This window comes from Enterococcus sp. 125944, from assembly GCF_051909435.1.
GTDB lineage: Bacteria > Bacillota > Bacilli > Lactobacillales > Enterococcaceae > Enterococcus_D > Enterococcus_D gallinarum.
Genome location: NZ_JBQASY010000001.1, coordinates 489,477 through 506,809, shown reverse-complemented (window position 1 = coordinate 506,809; position 17,333 = coordinate 489,477). Strand labels below are relative to the sequence as shown.

Below are 17,333 nucleotides of genomic sequence, written 5' to 3'. Positions count from 1 at the left end.
AGTGATGGTTGGAGCGGACTGATACTAATCGATCGAGGACTTAACCACGATTGAAAAAAGCAAGGAAACTCGGAAGAGTTTTGATTCTTCGATCCAGTTTTGAGTGAGCAACACTTACTCAATTGAATAGTGTGGTGGCGATAGCGAGAAGGATACACCTGTAACCATGCCGAACACAGAAGTTAAGCTTCTTAGCGCCGATTGTAGTGAAGGGTTTCCCTTTGTGAGAGTAGGACGTCGCCACGCTGTTTCATTCCGGCATAGCTCAGTTGGTAGTAGCGCATGACTGTTAATCATGATGTCGTAGGTTCGAGTCCTACTGCCGGAGTTCTCTTACAAGAGAAAAAAGGGTATTGAGCTTCTTTTAGGCTGGAGAGTTGTCCGAGAGGCCGAAGGAGCATGATTGGAAATCATGTAGATGGCTACCGCTGTCTCAAGGGTTCGAATCCCTTACTCTCCGTTATAATCTTGGTCCGTTGGTCAAGTGGTTAAGACACCGCCCTTTCACGGCGGTAACACGGGTTCGAATCCCGTACGGATCATTACAATTTAATGAACACCCGGAGGTTTAGCTCAGCTGGGAGAGCATCTGCCTTACAAGCAGAGGGTCAGCGGTTCGATCCCGTTAACCTCCATTACGGTTTGGTAGTTCAGTTGGTTAGAATGCCTGCCTGTCACGCAGGAGGTCGCGGGTTCGAGTCCCGTCCAGACCGTTTCATTATTATTGTAAATACACCATGTTATTTTGGCTCGGTAGCTCAGTTGGTAGAGCAATGGATTGAAGCTCCATGTGTCGGCAGTTCGATTCTGTCCCGCGCCACCATGGAGGAGTAGCGAAGTGGCTAAACGCGACGGACTGTAAATCCGTTCCTTCGGGTTCAGTGGTTCGAATCCACTCTCCTCCATTTTATAGGGGCATAGTTTAAAGGTAGAACAGCGGTCTCCAAAACCGTTAGTGTGGGTTCAATTCCTGCTGCCCCTGCCATTATTATTTTAAAAAGTTTTCTTATCACGGCGGGTGTGGCGAAGTGGTTAACGCACCGGATTGTGGCTCCGGCATTCGTGGGTTCGATTCCCATCACTCGCCCTTTCATTTTTGGGGTATAGCCAAGCGGTAAGGCAACGGACTTTGACTCCGTCATGCGTTGGTTCGAATCCAGCTACCCCAGTTCGATTTACATTTTTGTAAATTGCAGAAATAGTATAATGGCGGTATAGCCAAGTGGTAAGGCAGAGGTCTGCAAAACCTTCATCACCGGTTCAAATCCGGTTACCGCCTTAGTACGATACTAATATTTGCGTTATGCCGACGTGGCGGAATTGGCAGACGCGCTGGACTCAAAATCCAGTGCCCGCGAGGGCGTGCCGGTTCGACCCCGGCCGTCGGTATTATCGATACATCATTCGTTCGTACGATTGATGTATCGATTTTTATCCTAATATTGGTTGAAGATCAACTGGTTGGATAGAAAAAGCTGTTAAAATTTAGTAAGTACTTGAGTGATCTGCAATCATGCCGACGTGGCGGAATTGGCAGACGCGCCAGACTCAAAATCTGGTGTCCGCAAGGACGTGCCGGTTCGACCCCGGCCGTCGGTATAACAATGAAGCATCAACGTATTCCTTACGTTGATGCTTTTTTTATTTAAATGTGTGCTTTCTTAAATTTTGAAAGGATTGATCTTTATCAGCAAAAAGAAAAAGTGTTGCGAATTACTGTTTTAGAAAATTTACTAGAATGCGTATTTATTTTCACTAGCTGAGAGTATTCATAAGCAGTAACATAAAACTGTAAAGAGTATTCATAAGAAGGAGTGGAAATGAATGAAAAAAGTTGCATTAGTTACCGGTGCTGGTCAAGGTATTGGCTTTGCCATAGCTAAGCGTTTGTACAAAGATGGCTTTGACGTGGCAATGGTGGATTACAATGAAAACTCTGTAAGAGCGGCAGCGAAAGAGCTTGGTGAACATGCGATTGCTATCAAAGCAGATGTTTCGAAACGGGATGAGATTTTTTCAGCAGTTGATAAAGTAATAGATGTCTATGGTGACTTATCAGTGATTGTAAATAATGCTGGGGTAGCACCGACTACACCGATAGAGTCTATTACTCCAGAACAGTTTGAAAAAGTTTATTCCGTGAATGCCGGGGGCGTATTATGGGGAACACAAGCGGCTTCTGAAGCATTTCAAAAGTTGAATCATGGTGGAAAAATCATCAATGCTTGTTCACAGGCAGGTGTTGTGGGTAATCCTAATCTCATGTTGTACAGTAGCTCAAAGTTCGCTGTTCGTGGTATGACCCAAATCGCTGCGCGAGATTTAGCTGACTATGGTATTACTGTAAATGCTTATGCACCAGGTATTGTTAAAACACCGATGATGATGGATATTGCGCATCAAGTAGGTGCTAATGCTGGTAAAGATGATGAATGGGGGATGCAAACTTTTAGTAAAGATATCGCATTGAAACGTTTATCTGAACCCGAAGATGTTTCGGCAGTCGTTTCATTTTTGGCCAGTGATGATGCCAACTATATAACTGGACAAACAATCATTGTGGATGGCGGAATGCAGTTCCAGTAATCAATAAGTTGTTGATCTAGGATTGGGCGTTCGGATAGTCCCGCAGGTTTTCAGTTGATTGAAACTCACCAAAATAGTGGCATTTTCTTGTTCAATTGTTACTGTAAGAAAAACTAAATGATAGTAGTTATGTAATTTGCTGTTTCATGCAAATCATCGAATGAATGACCCGATTAGATAGATTCTAATCGGGTCATTCATCTGTATACGAAGGAACGATCGAAAAAGTCTAAGAATGGAGTTATCACAAAGAATAGAACAAAAGATAAAGCAATTCTTTAGCCCTTGGCAAATTTGATGATTTCAACTTCCATGGGGGCGAGGGTGAGTTCACAAACTTTTCTTTTTGATAATAATGCTGTACCTTCCGATAGAAATTGTACTTGTTGTGAATCGTTTGTATGATTAAGTAGGAATAAGAAGATATGGGTTGGTCCTTGTCGAACAGTGACAGACAACTCGCTGTTTTCTTGCAAATACCTCTCAGCAACTTTTTTTAGTTTTGCATCACTAAAAATGTCGTTCAATAAGTCGGTCAACCCATCTTGGTCTAACTCGGTTCCTAAATAATAAGCCAGTCCTTTGCCAAACCGATGTTTAGTGATGGCTGGTGAATCTTTAAGGAAATCACTCGTGAAGGTAGCCAATGGGATAGCGCCTTGTAAATGGATCAGTTCTTCCCACCGACGATTTTCATAAAATTTATTTTTAAAATGCACTTGTTGCTGGATTTCCGGTTTTAAAGGCTGAAATTCTTCAACTGTGATTCCCAATACTTCTTTAAAAAGTCCTGGATAGCCGCCAAGATAGACTTGATCGTTTTCGTTGACGATTCCGCTGAAGAAATTTGTCAAGAATGTTCCACCATTTGCTACAAATTCTTTGACTTTATTGCCGAATCCTTCTGATGCAGAGTACAAATTATACGCAATCACAAGGGGATAGCCGTCTAGTGATTCAGATGGATGAATGAAATCAACAGCAATGTTCAACGCTCTTAGAGCGGCATATAACGCCCTCATTTGGTGAATATAGCGAATATTGGTATTCGGCTTCGCATCTAGCTCAAGGGCCCACCAATTTTCCCAATCAAATACGATAGCAATATCGGCAACAAACCGGCTGGCAACGATGTCATTCAACTGTTTTAATTCATTTCCCAGAGCAGCACATTCTCGAAAGGTGCGACTTGTGTGTGGATCACCATGAGGGACTATTGCACTATGGAATTTCTCTGCCCCTCCTTGTGATTGGCGCCATTGAAAGAACATCATGCCATCGGAGCCATGAGCAAGTGCCTCATAACTCCATAAGCGCATTTGACCGGGTTTTTTGACGCCGTTTACTTGGCGCCAGTTGACCGCACTTGGGGCTTGTTCCATAATCAAAAAAGGTTTCTTTTTTAAACTTCGCATGAGATCATTGGCTAAGAATTGGGGATAGGGCAGAGATTCAAACGGATTAGGATAGGCATTCCAGCTAACGACATCCATTTCAGAAGCCCATTTGAAGCCATCGACATATTTATGAAGACCCATCAAATTCGTCATGAATGGGATGTTTGACGAGAATGTTTGAATTGCCTTTTTCTCGATCTGATAAATTTCCAGATTCATATCAGAAATGAAGCGACGATAATCAAGCTGTTGACAAGGATTCTTAAAAGTCGGCATTTCTTCTGGTAGGAAAATCTCATCCCATTCTTGATAGGTTTGGCTCCAAAATTTTGTTGACCAAGCCGTATTCAATGCTTCAATTGTTTGGTATTTTTTTCTAGCCAATTTTGGAAACTGGCACGACAGTTCGGGCAATAACATTCATGGATGTGACAAGTATATTCATTATTGATATGCCACATCACAACTCCCGGATGTTGGCTGTATCGTTTGGCAACAGCTTCACTGAGCCGACGGGCATATTCCCGATAAATCGGTGAAGTCGGGCAATAGTGTTGGCGAGAACCATGTACCAACCGATTGCCATGAATGGTCATCGGCATCATTTCAGGATATTTTTTGACTAACCATGCAGGGGGCGAAGCTGTTCCATTGGCTAAATCGATGGCAATATTGTTTTCATAAAGGAGATCCATCAGCCAATCCAAAAAAGTGAAATCAAATGTTGATTCATTTGGTTGAATGTTTACCCAACCAAAAATATTGATGCTGACATAATTGACTCCAACTTCTCTCATTAAGCGCATGTCTTCCTTTATCGTTTCTTGTGACCACTGTTCAGGATTGTAATCTGCGCCGTAATAAATTTGTTTTTGATCAACCATCTGTTAAACTTCCTTTCTCGTAGTAAGACATATTTGTTTCAATCATAACAAAAAACGTAAAAGCTGAAAGCGTTAGCAAAAAAGGTGCATGAAATAATACAAATATCTGTAAAATGTTCAAACCGATCTCAATACACGAGAACCATATTACTTGCTGTTTTTTTATTTTCAACCTACAATTAAATATAATTGATAACACTCAATTCTTAATGAAGATGTATTATTATTAGATGTTCTTTTATATTTATGCACATCTTCAGCATTTTTGAAATGAGCGAAAGGAATGGTTGGATATGTCAAAACCTATACAAATATTTTCAGAAATTGAACCGTTAAAACGGGTGATGCTCCATCGTCCTGGTGCAGAACTTGAAAACTTGATGCCGGATTATTTAGAAGACTTGTTATTTGACGATATTCCATTTTTGGCACAAGCCCAACAAGAACATGATTTTTTTGCAAAAGTTTTAGTGGAGAATGGCTGTGAAGTGGTTTATTTAGAAGACCTGGCTGCTGAAACATTACAGCTTTCAGGGTGTAAGGAAGCTTTCTTGGATGATTATTTGCAAGAGACGAAAATTCAAGATCAAGATGTATTAAATGAAGTCAGAGACTATTTTCTTTCGATTAAAGACGAACGAGCGTTTATTGATCAAACGATGGCGGGGTTAAAAAAACAGGATCTTTCCATATCGAAGACTGCAAGTTTGTCAGCAATGCGGGAAAATGATTATCCATTTATTATTGATCCGATGCCAAACCTTTATTTTACAAGAGATCCGTTTGCTATTATAGGACATAGCATTTCTCTTAACCGGATGTTTTCGGAAACTCGTCGAAGAGAAACGCTTTATGGACAGTACATTTTCAAGCACCATCCGCAGTTCGCCAAGCCATCGGTCAATTTCTTGTATGATCGAGAAGAACCTGCACGTATCGAAGGTGGGGATCAGCTTGTTTTGTCCCAGCATGTATTAGCGATCGGTATTTCTCAGCGTACAGAAGTGCACTCTATCGAAAAAATTGCTGAAAACATTTTTTCAATGGAACCGTCATTTGAACATATTTTAGCATTTGATATTGGTTCTGAACGGAAATTTATGCATCTGGACACAGTCTTTACCATGATTGATAAAGACAAGTTTACGATTCACCCTGAAATAGAAGGTGAACTAACCTTGTTCTCTATTACAAAGCAAGGACAAGAAATCAAAGTAGTTGAAGAAAAAGATACGTTAGATCACATTTTATGCCGTTATTTGGACTTGCCGGCAGTCGAGTTGATTCGTTGTGGCGGCGACGATATCACGGCAGCTGCCAGAGAGCAATGGAACGATGGATCAAACACATTAGCCATCGCGCCTGGCGAAGTGATCGTCTATGACCGGAATACTATTACGAACCAACTTTTAGCAGAGGCCGGTATTAAATTACATCAAATTCCAGGTAGTGAATTAGTAAGGGGCCGTGGCGGCCCCCGCTGCATGAGCATGCCGTTTATTCGTACAGCTGATTGATAGAATGACTAGCTGATTTAAGTGTTTTTTTATCAGCAAAAAACAGGTGGCATCACAAATTAGAACGTTTAAAAAAGATGAGAGGAAGTCATTTTTCTTTCATCTTTTTTTTATTTGATTAAAAAACCTCCATTATAATGAAAGGGATTACTTTTCGTGAAATTGTGCAAAAAATTTAAATTTTATATGTAATGATTATAAAAAAACAGATGAAACCTTGTTATACTACAAAATATATGTTACGGTTATATTAGTGACGCGGGTAAGTGTGAGTAGATGACACTTATTAAATTTTAACACCATACGAACAGCGATCGCTTGATTCGTAATGGTTTTTTTTCGCGAAAAAAAGTAGAAAGTAGGTGAGAGAATGTCTGTAGATGCCATTCGTTTGCTGCAAGAAGCAGAAGAGTTTGCAGAACAAAAAAACACGAAAGCGGAAGCTGAAAAAAAACAACTGATCCATGAAAGTCAAACAAGAATTTCAGCATTCCAGAAAGAATTGGTACAAAAAGAACGTGAAGCACAACGAATGATTGAAGAAAAAGTTGCAACGGAATTTGAGCAATCAAAACAACCCCTTGTGGCAAAAACAAAAGAGGAAGTTGAGACATTGCGCACGATTTCAGCTGAGTTGAAAGAACAAGCATTGGCAATAATAATAAATAAGGTTGTGACATAGATGGCGATTGCAAAAATGCAAAAATTCAGCCTGTTGACCTTTTACGAACAAAAAGATGCCGTTTTACAGCAGTTGCAAGACTTTCAAGTTGTCGAATTGCTTTCTTCTGAAATGTATTACGAGTCAGAGGAAACCACAGGCGTGTTAACACCCGTTCGTGATGAACAGAAACAGACTGAAGAAGTAGAAAACCAATTTGATCAAGTAAATTGGGGCCTGCAATTATTAGAGGAATATGTTCCAAAAAAAGGAATGCTGGAAAAACTTCGGCAACCAATCAAGCGCTACACACTTCACGAATTAGCGCAAGCCGCTCATACTTATCCTTGGCAAGAAGTTTGTCAAACACTTCGAAAACAAGACAAACGTTTACGATTGATCGAACAAGAAAAACGAGAGCTTTTGGCTCAAGAAGCAGAACTGAATAGATGGAAATACTTTGAAGACCGTCCTCAGATTTTGAATGAATTAAAAAAATCAGGTGGCCTATTAGGTTCGCTCCCAAATTCAGAATTTGCGGCTTTCACAAAGGGGTGCGAAAAACTGCCCCTCGTTTATTTTGAAACAGTTTATCAATCACAAACGACTACATACTTATTCGTTCTTTTCCATAAAGATGTTAAAGATAAAGTAAGTTCCCTTTTAAAAAAGACTGCATTCGAGCAGTATACCTATCCCTATTCAGGTCTGCCAAAAGATGACCTGCAACATGTAAAAGAAAAATCCCACGCATTGATTGAGGAAGAAAAAACAATCAAACACTCCTTACGTGCAATGAGCGAAGAGCAGGGACAATTGCGTCTCGTAGCAGAGTATTTAGATGGCGCGATCAAACGAGCTCAGAGTAATGAAAAGTTGCTTCGTTCGGCTCATGCCGTAGCTATTTCAGGCTGGATCCCTGTTGAGCAAGCAGCAGAACTGGAGAAAAGGATCCAACAGGCCAGCAAAGATGCTTTTTATCTTGAATACCAACAAGTGAAAGAACAAGAAATCGAGGATGTTCCGATTTTGTTGAATAATTCGCGGTGGATACAACCCTTTGAAGGGTTAGTGCGGATGTATAGTTTGCCCCAGTATGATGAATTAGATCCTACACCGTTTATGGCGCCATTTTATATGGTTGCATTTGGAATGATGGTTGCAGATTTTGGCTATGGATTATTACTGTTTTTGGCAACATTCTTGGGCAAAAAATTCTTTCATTTAAGTAAAGGATTGGAACAAAATTTGACGCTGTTTCAGCTTTGTTCGATTCCCACGATTATTTGGGGCTTGATTTATGGTAATTTCTTTGGCTTTGAATTGTCATTCCAATTGTTATCAGCCCAAGAAGATGTCAATCAGATTTTGGTCTTGTCGATCATTTTCGGATATATCCAAATCATGTTTGGATTAGCTTTGAAGTTTTATGTCCTTTGGAAACGAAAAGATCAGAAGCTACAGGCTATTTTTCAGGCTGGATCTTGGATGGTCTTTTTGATCAGTGTTGTTCTATTGGCAGCAGGAATGTTGCTGTTGCCTGATTCGCCTTTACAAACCATTGGTTTGATCATGATTATCGCTAGCTTAGTGGCAGTTGTATTTGGCGGTAGTTTAGAAGGCAAAACACTAGCTGGTAAAATCGGCTCAGGACTATATGGATTAATGGATGTTACGAATTACGTAGGGGATATGATCAGCTTCACACGACTCATGGCGTTAGGAGTCGCAGGGGGCAGTATCGCATCCGCATTCAATTTGATCATCAGTTATTTACCAATAGCTGCGCGTTTCACAGTCGGTATTTTGCTTTTTGTGGCGCTGCATGCATTAAATATCTTTTTAAGCTATTTAAGTGCGTATGTTCATGGTATTCGTTTACAGTATTTAGAATATTTCGGAAAATTTTTCACCGGTGGGGGACGAGCATTTGTACCTTTCAAAACCGATGAAAAATACGTAGAGGTTATCTCAGAAGAGAAAATGCAGGAGGAAAAGAATGGAAAATTGGATTAGTTTCTTTTATGAAAATGGCGGGTTAGTTTTTGCCGCATTAGGTGTAGCTACAGCGACAATTTGTGGTGGGATCGGCTCAACGATCGGGGTCGGTATGACCAGTGAAGCCGCTGCAGGATTGACTGCAGAGCAACCAGAAAAATTTGGACAGGCCTTGATCTTGGAACTGTTGTCAAGTACCCAAGGACTATACGGTTTCGTTATATCATTCATGATTTTTGGTCAAATGAGCGGAACGATCTCCCTTGATAGAGGAATGTACCTATTTATCGCTTCTTTACCTATTGCGTTGACAGCAATCGTTGCCGGAAGATGGCAAGGACGTGCTGCAAGTGCCGCTATGCAGATTTTAGCCAAGAAACCGGAGCACGTAACAAAAGGGATCATTTATGTAGCGATGATGGAAACGTATTGTATCTTAGGTTTCGTTATTTCCTTCTTGCTAGTTTTAAATTAAGAGGGGGAGAAAGATGTCTGATATTACGCGATTAACCGAAAAAATCACAGCAGATGCTGAAAAGAAGTATCAGTTGGTCCTTAATGATGCACAAGTAGAAATTGAAAAACAGGAGCGTCTCAAACGTTCTCAACTAGAAGAACAACTTTCTGATCGTTTGGCCCAATTTGAAAAAGAAAAACGGGTAGAAATGTATTTGCAGATTTCCGATATTCACATTCAGTCTCGCAATAAAGTGCTTGCCGCGAAACAATCCGTTTTGGAAGAATTGTTTAGTGAGGCACTTGAGCGCTTGAACCAAATGGAAGCCGCTGATTTTCAAGCATTCGTCACAAAAGGAGTACAAGAAGCACAGGTTTTTGGTGAAGTTGAATTGGTATTGGGAGAAAAAAGTGCGCATCTGCTGACAGAAGGTTCATTGAAAGAGATTCAACAAACGATTCCTGAATGTCGACTAACAGTTGCAAAACAAGTTTTGCCGCGAAAAGGCGGATTTTTACTGCGCCAAGGCGATATTGAGCTGAACTTTACGTTTGATGCGTTGTTGGATGCCAGCAAAGAAGAGTTGAGCCATACATTACTGCAATTGATTTTTGAACAGTAAGCGGGTGTAAAAATGGAAGATATCAAATACAACACGCTGAATACACGAATACGAACCTATGAAGCGGAATTGATCAGTCGCAGCCGTTATGAACGTATGCTTTCTGCCAACAGTGCCGAAGAAGTTTATGCTCTTTTGCGAGAAACCGTTTATGGTGATTTTATCAATGAAGAAGATCGAGTCCATGATTTTGAACAAGTATTGACCGCAGAATTAAAAAGAGTATATGAAAACTTGTATCAGCTAACACCTGATCGTTCTGTGGTGGATTATTTTGCCCTTCGCTATGATTATCAAAATCTGAAGGTGTTAGTAAAAGCTAAATTCATGAAACAAGACTTTTCTGAATTTTTGGTACCGATCGGAACCATGCCTTTAAATGAATTGAAAGATTTGGTCAACACAAGAAAAAGTGCACACGCAGAGAAGCCAATGATTGCTTGTATCGATGAAGTATTTTCCTATATCGAAAATTATCATGAGATTCAATCCGTAGATATCATTTTTGACAATCATTTTTGGGAACATCTTTGGTCAATCGGTAAGCGATATGATGATCCGTTTTTACAAGGGATCATTCAACGGCAAGTAGATATTTTTAATATTTCGACAGCACTACGTAGTTACGCCATGAAGCGTCATCGAGGCTTTATCAGCGCTGTTCTAGCAGATAATGGGACTCTCCCTGCAAAAGAGCTGTTGGAAGCAATCACGACGTCTTTGGAAGTTTTTGTCCAGTATCTGCAAAATACACCTTACAAACATTTGATTAATCACAGCTATGAAGAACTGCTTGAGAAGAAGACCCTCAATACGTTTGATCTGCGAAAAGATAACTTTTTGATGGCAAAATTGAAAGAACAAAAAATCGTACCATTCGGTCCAGCTGCGATGATCGGTTACTTGTATGCAAAAGAAATCGAAAGTAAAAATTTACGGATTATTTTGATTGGAAAAATCAATAAAGTACCGGAAGAGATATTAAGAAGTCGGGTGCGTGATACGTATGAATAAAAAAATAGCAATGATGGGTGGCAAAAACTCAATTTTGCCCTTCAAAGGCCTAGGAATTGATATCTATCCTGTAGATGATCTTGAAGAAGCCGCACAACAGCTGCAGGAAATGGCAGAAGACTATGGGGTGATCTTCTTGACCGAGCGATTGATTGAACAGTTGGAGTCAATCATTCGACAATACGAAGAACTACCCACGCCAGCCATCATCCCCATCCCCAGCAGTACAGGGAGTCTAGGGATCGGAATGGCACGGATCCAGCAGAATGTCGAGAAAGCTGTTGGAATGAATATATTAGATTCTTAAAAGAGAAGTACGGCAACTAGGAGGAATGCATGTGGCATTTGGCACAATAGAAAAAGTATCTGGTCCCTTGGTCACGGCCTCAGGTTTATCAGGAGCTAAGATCCATGAAATCTGTAAAGTCAGTGAAAAAGGCTTGATTGGAGAAATCATCGAGATCAAGAAAGGTCTCGTGTCGATCCAGGTATATGAAGAAACAGCAGGAATTGGACCGGGCGAACCCGTTGAATCAACAGGGGCTCCGTTATCGGTTGAATTAGCCCCTGGCTTGTTGACAGAAATGTTTGATGGTATTCAACGTCCATTAGATACCTTTATGAATCAAACAGAGAGTGATTTTTTGGAACGGGGGGTGACCATTGACCCGCTAAATCGTCAAAAAAAATGGACGTTCATGCCGCAAGTAAAAGTAGGGGACAACGTACATGCTGGAGACATTCTAGGACTTGTTCAAGAAACAACAGCCATTGAACACAAAGTGATGGTTCCGCCAGGTGTGAAAGGCACTGTAAAGGAAATCATGGTAGGTAATTATGCTATTACTGAACCGATTTGTCTTTTAGAAACGGCAGAAGGCGAACAGCGCTTGACTATGATGCAAAAATGGCCTGTCCGTAAGCCTAGACCGACTGCAGCAAAGTTAAATCCGGGTGAACCATTAGTCACTGGTCAACGGGTGATCGATACCTTCTTTCCGGTAGCTAAAGGTGGATCGGCAGCTGTGCCGGGACCTTTTGGTGCAGGAAAAACCGTTGTTCAGCATCAAATCGCGAAATGGTCGGATGTCGACATCGTTGTGTATGTTGGTTGTGGCGAACGCGGCAATGAAATGAAAGATGTTATCAATGAATTTCCAGAATTGATCGATCCTCACACGGGTGAATCGATCATGGAACGAACCGTTTTGATTGCCAATACTTCAAATATGCCAGTTGCAGCTCGTGAAGCTTCGATCTATACAGGAATCACTATTGCTGAATATTATCGGGATATGGGATACAGTGTAGCGATCATGGCAGATTCGACTTCACGATGGGCCGAAGCATTACGAGAAATGAGCGGTCGTTTACAAGAAATTCCTGGAGATGAAGGATATCCAGCCTATTTAGGCAGCCGGATCGCGGAATACTATGAGCGTGCTGGTCGGTTCCGTTCGTTGGGATCGGAGCCTCGAGAGGGCAGTATTACAGCTATTGGTGCTGTTTCGCCAGCTGGAGGGGATATCTCAGAACCAGTTACTCAAAACACGTTGCGGATCGTGAAAGTTTTCTGGGCATTAGACAGTATGTTGGCACAAAAGCGGCATTTTCCTTCTATTAATTGGCTGAACTCCTATTCTTTGTATGAAGATCAAATCAATTCTTATTTAGATCAGTTGATGGGACCTCGCTGGTCGGAGATGGTCAATGAAGCAATGGCGATCTTGCAAGAAGAAAGCCGCTTAGAAGAGATCGTTCAGCTAGTGGGAATGGATTCTCTCTCTCAGAAAGATCGTTTGACGATGATGACGGCTCGTTCTTTACGTCAAGATTATCTGCAGCAGAATGCTTTTGATGACGTGGATACCTATACGTCAAGAAATAAGCAATTTAAAATGCTAGAAAATATTTTATATTTTGATGAACAAGCAAAACGGGCCTTGCAGCTAGGGGCGTATCTGGATGATATAACCAAAGGTACCACCGATCTGCGAGAACGGATTGCCCGCAGTAAATATATTCCTGAAGAAGAACTAACACGTTTAGATGCAATCAAGCAGGACACGAAAGCATTATTACAAAAAATCGTAGAGACTGGAGGAATTCATTAATGCTAAAAGAATATCGAACAGTCTCGGAAATCGCTGGTCCTTTGATGGTGGTAGAAAATGTCAAAGGCGTCAAATTTGACGAACTTGTCCAAGTGCGAATGGACAGTGGCGAGGTTCGTCAAGGGCAGGTTTTAGAAGTCAGCGATGATTATGCCGTTGTACAGGTTTTTGAAGGCACTAGTAACCTGAGTGCAGAAGAGAGTAAAGCCCGCTTTTTAGGAACGGGTTTAACGCTTGGTGTATCGCCAGATATGATGGGGCGTGTCTTTGATGGACTAGGTAAGCCTAAAGATGATGGACCGCAGATCATTCCAGAAAAACGAATTGACGTCAATGGCGAAGCCATCAATCCAATGGCCAGAGATTTTCCAGATGAGTTCATTCAAACGGGGATCTCAACGATCGATCACTTGAATACGTTGGTCCGTGGTCAAAAACTGCCGATCTTTTCTGCGTCAGGATTGCCTCATAAGGAAATTGCAGCACAGATCGCCCGTCAAGCGACTGTGCCAAGTCAAGAAGGTAACTTTGCCATCGTTTTTGCGGCGATCGGCATTCCTTTCGAAGAAGCTGAATTCTTTGTAGAAGAGTTTCGCAAAACCGGTGCATTGGATCGCTCGGTATTGTTCATGAACTTAGCCAATGATCCAGCCATTGAGCGGATTGCTACACCGAAAATGGCATTAACAGCAGCCGAGTACTTAGCTTTTGAAAAAGGAATGCATGTATTAGTTATCATGACCGACATGACAAACTATTGTGAAGCGTTGCGGGAAATTTCAGCTGCTCGCCGAGAAGTTCCTGGCAGACGCGGTTACCCTGGTTATTTGTACACCAACTTAGCGACTCTTTATGAACGGGCAGGACGTTTGATGGATAAAGAAGGATCCGTCACTCAAATTCCGATCTTGACGATGCCGGATGGAGATAAGACCCACCCAATACCCGATCTGACCGGCTATATCACGGAGGGACAGATTATCCTTTCCCGTGATCTTTACAAGAGAAACATCAATCCGCCAGTGGATATTCTACCTAGTTTGTCCCGACTGAAAGATAAAGGAACCGGAGAAGGCAAGACTCGGCGGGATCATGCGGCGACGATGAACCAAATCTACGCGGCATATTCTGATGGGAAGGCTGCCAAAGAACTGTCGATCGTATTAGGGGAATCCGCACTTTCAGATATTGATAAGAAATTTGCTCGTTTTGCGGATCTTTTTGAAAAAGAATACGTAAATCAGGGATTTGATACCAACCGAACGATTGAAGAAACATTGGACATTGGCTGGAAATTGCTCGCTACATTACCGAAGCAAGAATTGAGCCGAATCAAAGAAGAATTTATTGAAGCCTATCTTCCTACTGGGGAGGATGTGAATCCTTCATGGCAATAATGAATGTCAATCCGACTCGGATGGAATTGAGTCGGCTTCGCAAACGCTTGACGACGGCAACTCGGGGGCATAAGTTATTGAAAGATAAACAAGATGAGTTGGTTCGCCAATTTATTCAGTTAGTCAAAAAAAATCAAAAATTGCGCCAACAAATGGAATCAGCGTTACAAGCTGGAATGGAAGAGTATGTTTTGGCATCTAGTAGTATTCCTGATGTGATCTTGCAAGAAGCTTTTATGATTCCTTTGAACAAAGTGACGTTAGATGTTCAAAGCCGCACGGTGATGAACATGGAGGTACCGGTACTCAATCCTGTTTATGAAGAAGAAAGTTCGGATGATGATTTTTCATATGGTTTTGTTAGTACGACAAGTGAGTTGGATCTTTCTCTGTCCCATCTGGATCAGATTTTGCCAGTCATGCTGCAATTAGCTGAAATTGAAAAAACTTGTCAGCTGATGGCAAATGAAATCGAACGGACTCGTCGGCGAGTCAATGCACTAGAATACATGACAATTCCGAAGTTGACAGAAACCATCCAATACATTGAGAGCAACTTAGCAGAGGATGAACGAGCAACATTGACACGCTTGATGAAAGTGACGGATATCATTGCCGAAAATGAAACGCGCTAGACGCAATGAGAATTCACCCTTTTTTTCAACTATTTTCTGTCATAAACAGAAAGATTTTTTAGTTGAGAAGTCAGTAAAACTGGTTTATTTTTTCTTTGGGAACAACATAAGCTTACGGCAGCTATTTTCAGTATAAATCTGAAAATAGCTGCCGTGTTTGTGTTATTCGTTTGTTGAAAGAGTGATATCACAGTTTTTTATATGAAAGTTGATACTAGAGATTTTTTAAATCAAGAGACGTCAGCTGTTGGCAGGTTTTGGCAAGCGAACGTTAAAAATGATGGTTTCGTCTTTGCTTTCTGCCGAGATATCCCCGCCAGATGCTAACAGAATCTCTTTTGCAATCGGAAGACCAAGACCAGTTCCGCCTGTGGCTGTAGCTCGGGAAGAATCCATGCGATAGAAAGGTTCAAAGAGACGTCCGATCATCTCTTCTGGAATTGTTTTTCCACGATTCGTCAGACGAATGTGAATACTGTCTGATTCGACCAATTCAAGAAGTAAAGACGAATCTGGATAGCTGTAGTTGATGGCATTGCGAATGAGATTATCAAAGACACGAGCTATTTTTTCGGTGTCTACTGTTGCAAGAACATTTTTTTGTAAGTTGAGTTGCCAATTTAGATTCTTTTCTTCCAAGAGAGGTAAAAACTCAAAGGTCAGCTGTTCAAGCATTAAACTTAAATCAGTCGTTTCTGTCTGCAAAACGATCGTGGTCAAATTGAAGCGTGTGATCTCGAAGAATTCACTGATCAATAGTTCCAGCCGTTGGGCTTTTTGTAAAGCAATCTCCGTGTAACGATTCCGCATCGCATTGGATAATTGTGGTTCTTCTTTTAGAAGAGTCAGATAACCTATGACACTTGTCAGAGGCGTCCGCAAATCATGGGCGAGATAAACGATCAAATCATTTTTCCGCTGTTCCGCTTCTTTAGCGGCACGTTGATCTTGCAGACTTTTCTCCCGCAGTTGATTCATTTCCTCTTGAACATCAATCAGATGGCTCGACAAAGTGATGCGTTTGGTTGGTTCTTCTATCAGTTGAGTCGTGGCTTGGATCGTTTCATTCAAATAACCGATGGCTTTGGTCATATAGTAAATGGTGGTACCAAACCATATCAGTAAAGCGCCTATCGCAACACAAAACAACCAGCGATCCGCAAAAAAACGTAAAATATAGTAGATAGGTTCCGTTCCATACCAAGTCCGGGTTCCGGCAATAAAGCGAATGACTAATGGAATCATTAAAAGGAATGCCAGCAAGATTCCAGTGGTGACGAAGTATTGGGTCAAGAGCTTTCGGATCAAAGGATTTCTATTTTTCAATGATATAGCCGACCCCCCATACGGTTTTGATTAATTTAGGTTTACGAGGTTCTTCATGCAATTTTTCTCTTAAACGAGCAATGTGTGCCATGACAGTATTATTGTTATCTAAATATTTTTCTTTCCAAACCGCTTCGAAAAGTGTTTCGGAAGAGACGACGGATCCTTGGTGCTCAAATAAATAAAGCAATATTTTGAACTCAATGGGAGTCAGGAAAACTTCTTTGCCGTAGAGAATGCATTGATGACTGTTGATTTTGAGTATCAAGCCGTCTTTTTCATATTCTTCTACTGTTGGAGAAGCAGTGGAATGATTGTATCGCTGGTAGCGCCGCAATTGGGTTTTTACCCGAGCCACAACTTCTAAAGGATTAAAAGGTTTGGTGACATAGTCATCCGCTCCCAAACTCAATCCAGTGATTTTGTCTAGATCCTCTCCCTTGGCAGTCAGCATCAACACTGGGAAAAAATGGGTCTTGCGGATCTGCTGTAACAGTTGAAAACCATCAATGTCCGGCAACATGACATCTAAAACGGCCAAATCAATGGCTTCTTTTTCAATATAGGCGATGGCACTAGTACCATCATAAAACGGCTGCACACTAAATCCTTCGTTTTGCAAAAAGGTCGTGACTAAGTCCGCAATTTCTTTTTCATCATCAACAACGACTATTTTTTCTGACATACTCTTTCACTCCACCTAAACATAGTTTCGGATTCTCACG

Annotated in this window: 14 protein-coding genes, 13 tRNA genes, 1 rRNA gene and 1 pseudogene; 25 read left to right on the top strand and 4 right to left on the bottom strand. The window is 41.3% G+C overall.

Annotated elements, in window-relative coordinates; genetic code table 11:
* Positions 1 to 130: 130 nt before the first annotated feature.
* The 15 genes from rrf to ACTFWY_RS02515 all read left to right on the top strand — a co-directional run bounded on the left by rrf (position 131) and on the right by ACTFWY_RS02515 (position 2,586).
* Positions 131 to 246, top strand: a 5S ribosomal RNA gene (gene rrf, locus ACTFWY_RS02585).
* Between the two features lie 8 nt (positions 247 to 254).
* Positions 255 to 328, top strand: a tRNA-Asn gene (locus ACTFWY_RS02580).
* Between the two features lie 43 nt (positions 329 to 371).
* Positions 372 to 460 (top strand) — tRNA-Ser (locus tag ACTFWY_RS02575).
* Positions 461 to 470: 10 nt separating this feature from the next.
* A tRNA-Glu gene (locus ACTFWY_RS02570) sits at positions 471 to 542 on the top strand.
* Between the two features lie 20 nt (positions 543 to 562).
* Positions 563 to 635, top strand: a tRNA-Val gene (locus ACTFWY_RS02565).
* Between the two features lie 4 nt (positions 636 to 639).
* A tRNA-Asp gene (locus ACTFWY_RS02560) sits at positions 640 to 713 on the top strand.
* Between the two features lie 34 nt (positions 714 to 747).
* Positions 748 to 823: transfer RNA gene (locus ACTFWY_RS02555), tRNA-Phe, on the top strand.
* Position 824: 1 nt separating this feature from the next.
* Positions 825 to 905, top strand: a tRNA-Tyr gene (locus tag ACTFWY_RS02550).
* Between the two features lie 6 nt (positions 906 to 911).
* A tRNA-Trp gene (locus tag ACTFWY_RS02545) sits at positions 912 to 985 on the top strand.
* Between the two features lie 29 nt (positions 986 to 1,014).
* Positions 1,015 to 1,087, top strand: a tRNA-His gene (locus ACTFWY_RS02540).
* 10 nt (positions 1,088 to 1,097) lie between these two features.
* Positions 1,098 to 1,169: transfer RNA gene (locus ACTFWY_RS02535), tRNA-Gln, on the top strand.
* A 39-nt stretch (positions 1,170 to 1,208) separates the two neighbouring features.
* Positions 1,209 to 1,279 (top strand) — tRNA-Cys (locus ACTFWY_RS02530).
* Between the two features lie 26 nt (positions 1,280 to 1,305).
* Positions 1,306 to 1,389, top strand: a tRNA-Leu gene (locus ACTFWY_RS02525).
* 126 nt (positions 1,390 to 1,515) lie between these two features.
* Positions 1,516 to 1,599, top strand: a tRNA-Leu gene (locus ACTFWY_RS02520).
* A 225-nt stretch (positions 1,600 to 1,824) separates the two neighbouring features.
* Complete coding sequence (locus ACTFWY_RS02515; RefSeq protein ID WP_005472124.1) at positions 1,825 to 2,586, top strand: (S)-acetoin forming diacetyl reductase; 762 nt, start codon at positions 1,825 to 1,827, stop codon at positions 2,584 to 2,586.
* A 278-nt stretch (positions 2,587 to 2,864) separates the two neighbouring features.
* Here the strand turns inward: ACTFWY_RS02515 and ACTFWY_RS02510 are convergent, their stop codons facing one another.
* Together ACTFWY_RS02510 and ACTFWY_RS02505 are read right to left on the bottom strand one after the other, a co-directional pair.
* Positions 2,865 to 3,044, bottom strand: a complete 180-nt coding sequence (locus tag ACTFWY_RS02510) for a Beta-galactosidase C-terminal domain (RefSeq protein ID WP_229078489.1) — start codon at positions 3,042 to 3,044, stop codon at positions 2,865 to 2,867.
* A gap of 99 nt (positions 3,045 to 3,143) precedes the next feature.
* Positions 3,144 to 4,780, bottom strand: a pseudogene (locus ACTFWY_RS02505) (beta-galactosidase); the annotation flags it as partial.
* A 380-nt stretch (positions 4,781 to 5,160) separates the two neighbouring features.
* Between ACTFWY_RS02505 and arcA the strand changes: the two are divergent.
* From arcA to ACTFWY_RS02455, 10 genes are all read left to right on the top strand, one after another.
* Complete coding sequence (gene arcA / locus ACTFWY_RS02500) at positions 5,161 to 6,384, top strand: arginine deiminase (RefSeq protein WP_171918031.1); 1,224 nt, start codon at positions 5,161 to 5,163, stop codon at positions 6,382 to 6,384.
* 370 nt (positions 6,385 to 6,754) lie between these two features.
* Positions 6,755 to 7,066 carry a hypothetical protein gene (locus ACTFWY_RS02495; RefSeq protein ID WP_003126763.1) on the top strand — a complete coding sequence of 104 codons (312 nt, stop codon included), beginning with the start codon at positions 6,755 to 6,757 and terminating at the stop codon, positions 7,064 to 7,066.
* Entirely contained in the window at positions 7,067 to 9,061 is a 1,995-nt protein-coding gene (locus ACTFWY_RS02490) for a V-type ATP synthase subunit I (protein ID WP_041118997.1), read from the top strand.
* Entirely contained in the window at positions 9,045 to 9,518 is a 474-nt protein-coding gene (locus tag ACTFWY_RS02485) for a V-type ATP synthase subunit K (RefSeq protein ID WP_003126765.1), read from the top strand. The genes ACTFWY_RS02490 and ACTFWY_RS02485 overlap by 17 nt, the downstream gene beginning before the upstream one ends.
* Positions 9,519 to 9,531: 13 nt before the next feature.
* Positions 9,532 to 10,122 (top strand): V-type ATP synthase subunit E, encoded by a 591-nt coding sequence (locus ACTFWY_RS02480; protein ID WP_439927159.1) that lies wholly within the window; start codon positions 9,532 to 9,534, stop codon positions 10,120 to 10,122.
* A 12-nt stretch (positions 10,123 to 10,134) separates the two neighbouring features.
* Positions 10,135 to 11,136, top strand: a complete 1,002-nt coding sequence (locus ACTFWY_RS02475; RefSeq protein ID WP_081131801.1) for a V-type ATP synthase subunit C — start codon at positions 10,135 to 10,137, stop codon at positions 11,134 to 11,136.
* Positions 11,129 to 11,443 carry a V-type ATP synthase subunit F gene (locus ACTFWY_RS02470; RefSeq protein ID WP_005472140.1) on the top strand — a complete coding sequence of 105 codons (315 nt, stop codon included), beginning with the start codon at positions 11,129 to 11,131 and terminating at the stop codon, positions 11,441 to 11,443. Before ACTFWY_RS02475 ends, ACTFWY_RS02470 begins: the two co-directional genes overlap by 8 nt.
* Before the next feature lie 31 nt (positions 11,444 to 11,474).
* A complete protein-coding gene (locus tag ACTFWY_RS02465; protein WP_423121534.1) occupies positions 11,475 to 13,250 on the top strand; it encodes a V-type ATP synthase subunit A in 1,776 nt (591 codons plus the stop codon).
* Positions 13,250 to 14,647: a V-type ATP synthase subunit B gene (locus ACTFWY_RS02460; RefSeq protein WP_003126771.1), complete on the top strand. Its 1,398-nt coding sequence runs from the start codon at positions 13,250 to 13,252 to the stop codon at positions 14,645 to 14,647. Before ACTFWY_RS02465 ends, ACTFWY_RS02460 begins: the two co-directional genes overlap by 1 nt.
* Positions 14,638 to 15,282 carry a V-type ATP synthase subunit D gene (locus ACTFWY_RS02455; protein WP_029487033.1) on the top strand — a complete coding sequence of 215 codons (645 nt, stop codon included), beginning with the start codon at positions 14,638 to 14,640 and terminating at the stop codon, positions 15,280 to 15,282. Before ACTFWY_RS02460 ends, ACTFWY_RS02455 begins: the two co-directional genes overlap by 10 nt.
* 240 nt (positions 15,283 to 15,522) lie before the next feature.
* On the opposite strand, the gene vanS is transcribed toward ACTFWY_RS02455, so the two are convergent.
* Together vanS and vanR-C are read right to left on the bottom strand one after the other, a co-directional pair.
* Positions 15,523 to 16,608 carry a vancomycin resistance histidine kinase VanS gene (gene vanS / locus ACTFWY_RS02450; RefSeq protein ID WP_311810728.1) on the bottom strand — a complete coding sequence of 362 codons (1,086 nt, stop codon included), beginning with the start codon at positions 16,606 to 16,608 and terminating at the stop codon, positions 15,523 to 15,525.
* Complete coding sequence (gene vanR-C, locus ACTFWY_RS02445) at positions 16,598 to 17,293, bottom strand: vancomycin resistance response regulator transcription factor VanR-C (RefSeq protein WP_003126775.1); 696 nt, start codon at positions 17,291 to 17,293, stop codon at positions 16,598 to 16,600. The genes vanS and vanR-C overlap by 11 nt, the downstream gene beginning before the upstream one ends.
* Positions 17,294 to 17,333: the final 40 nt, after the last annotated feature.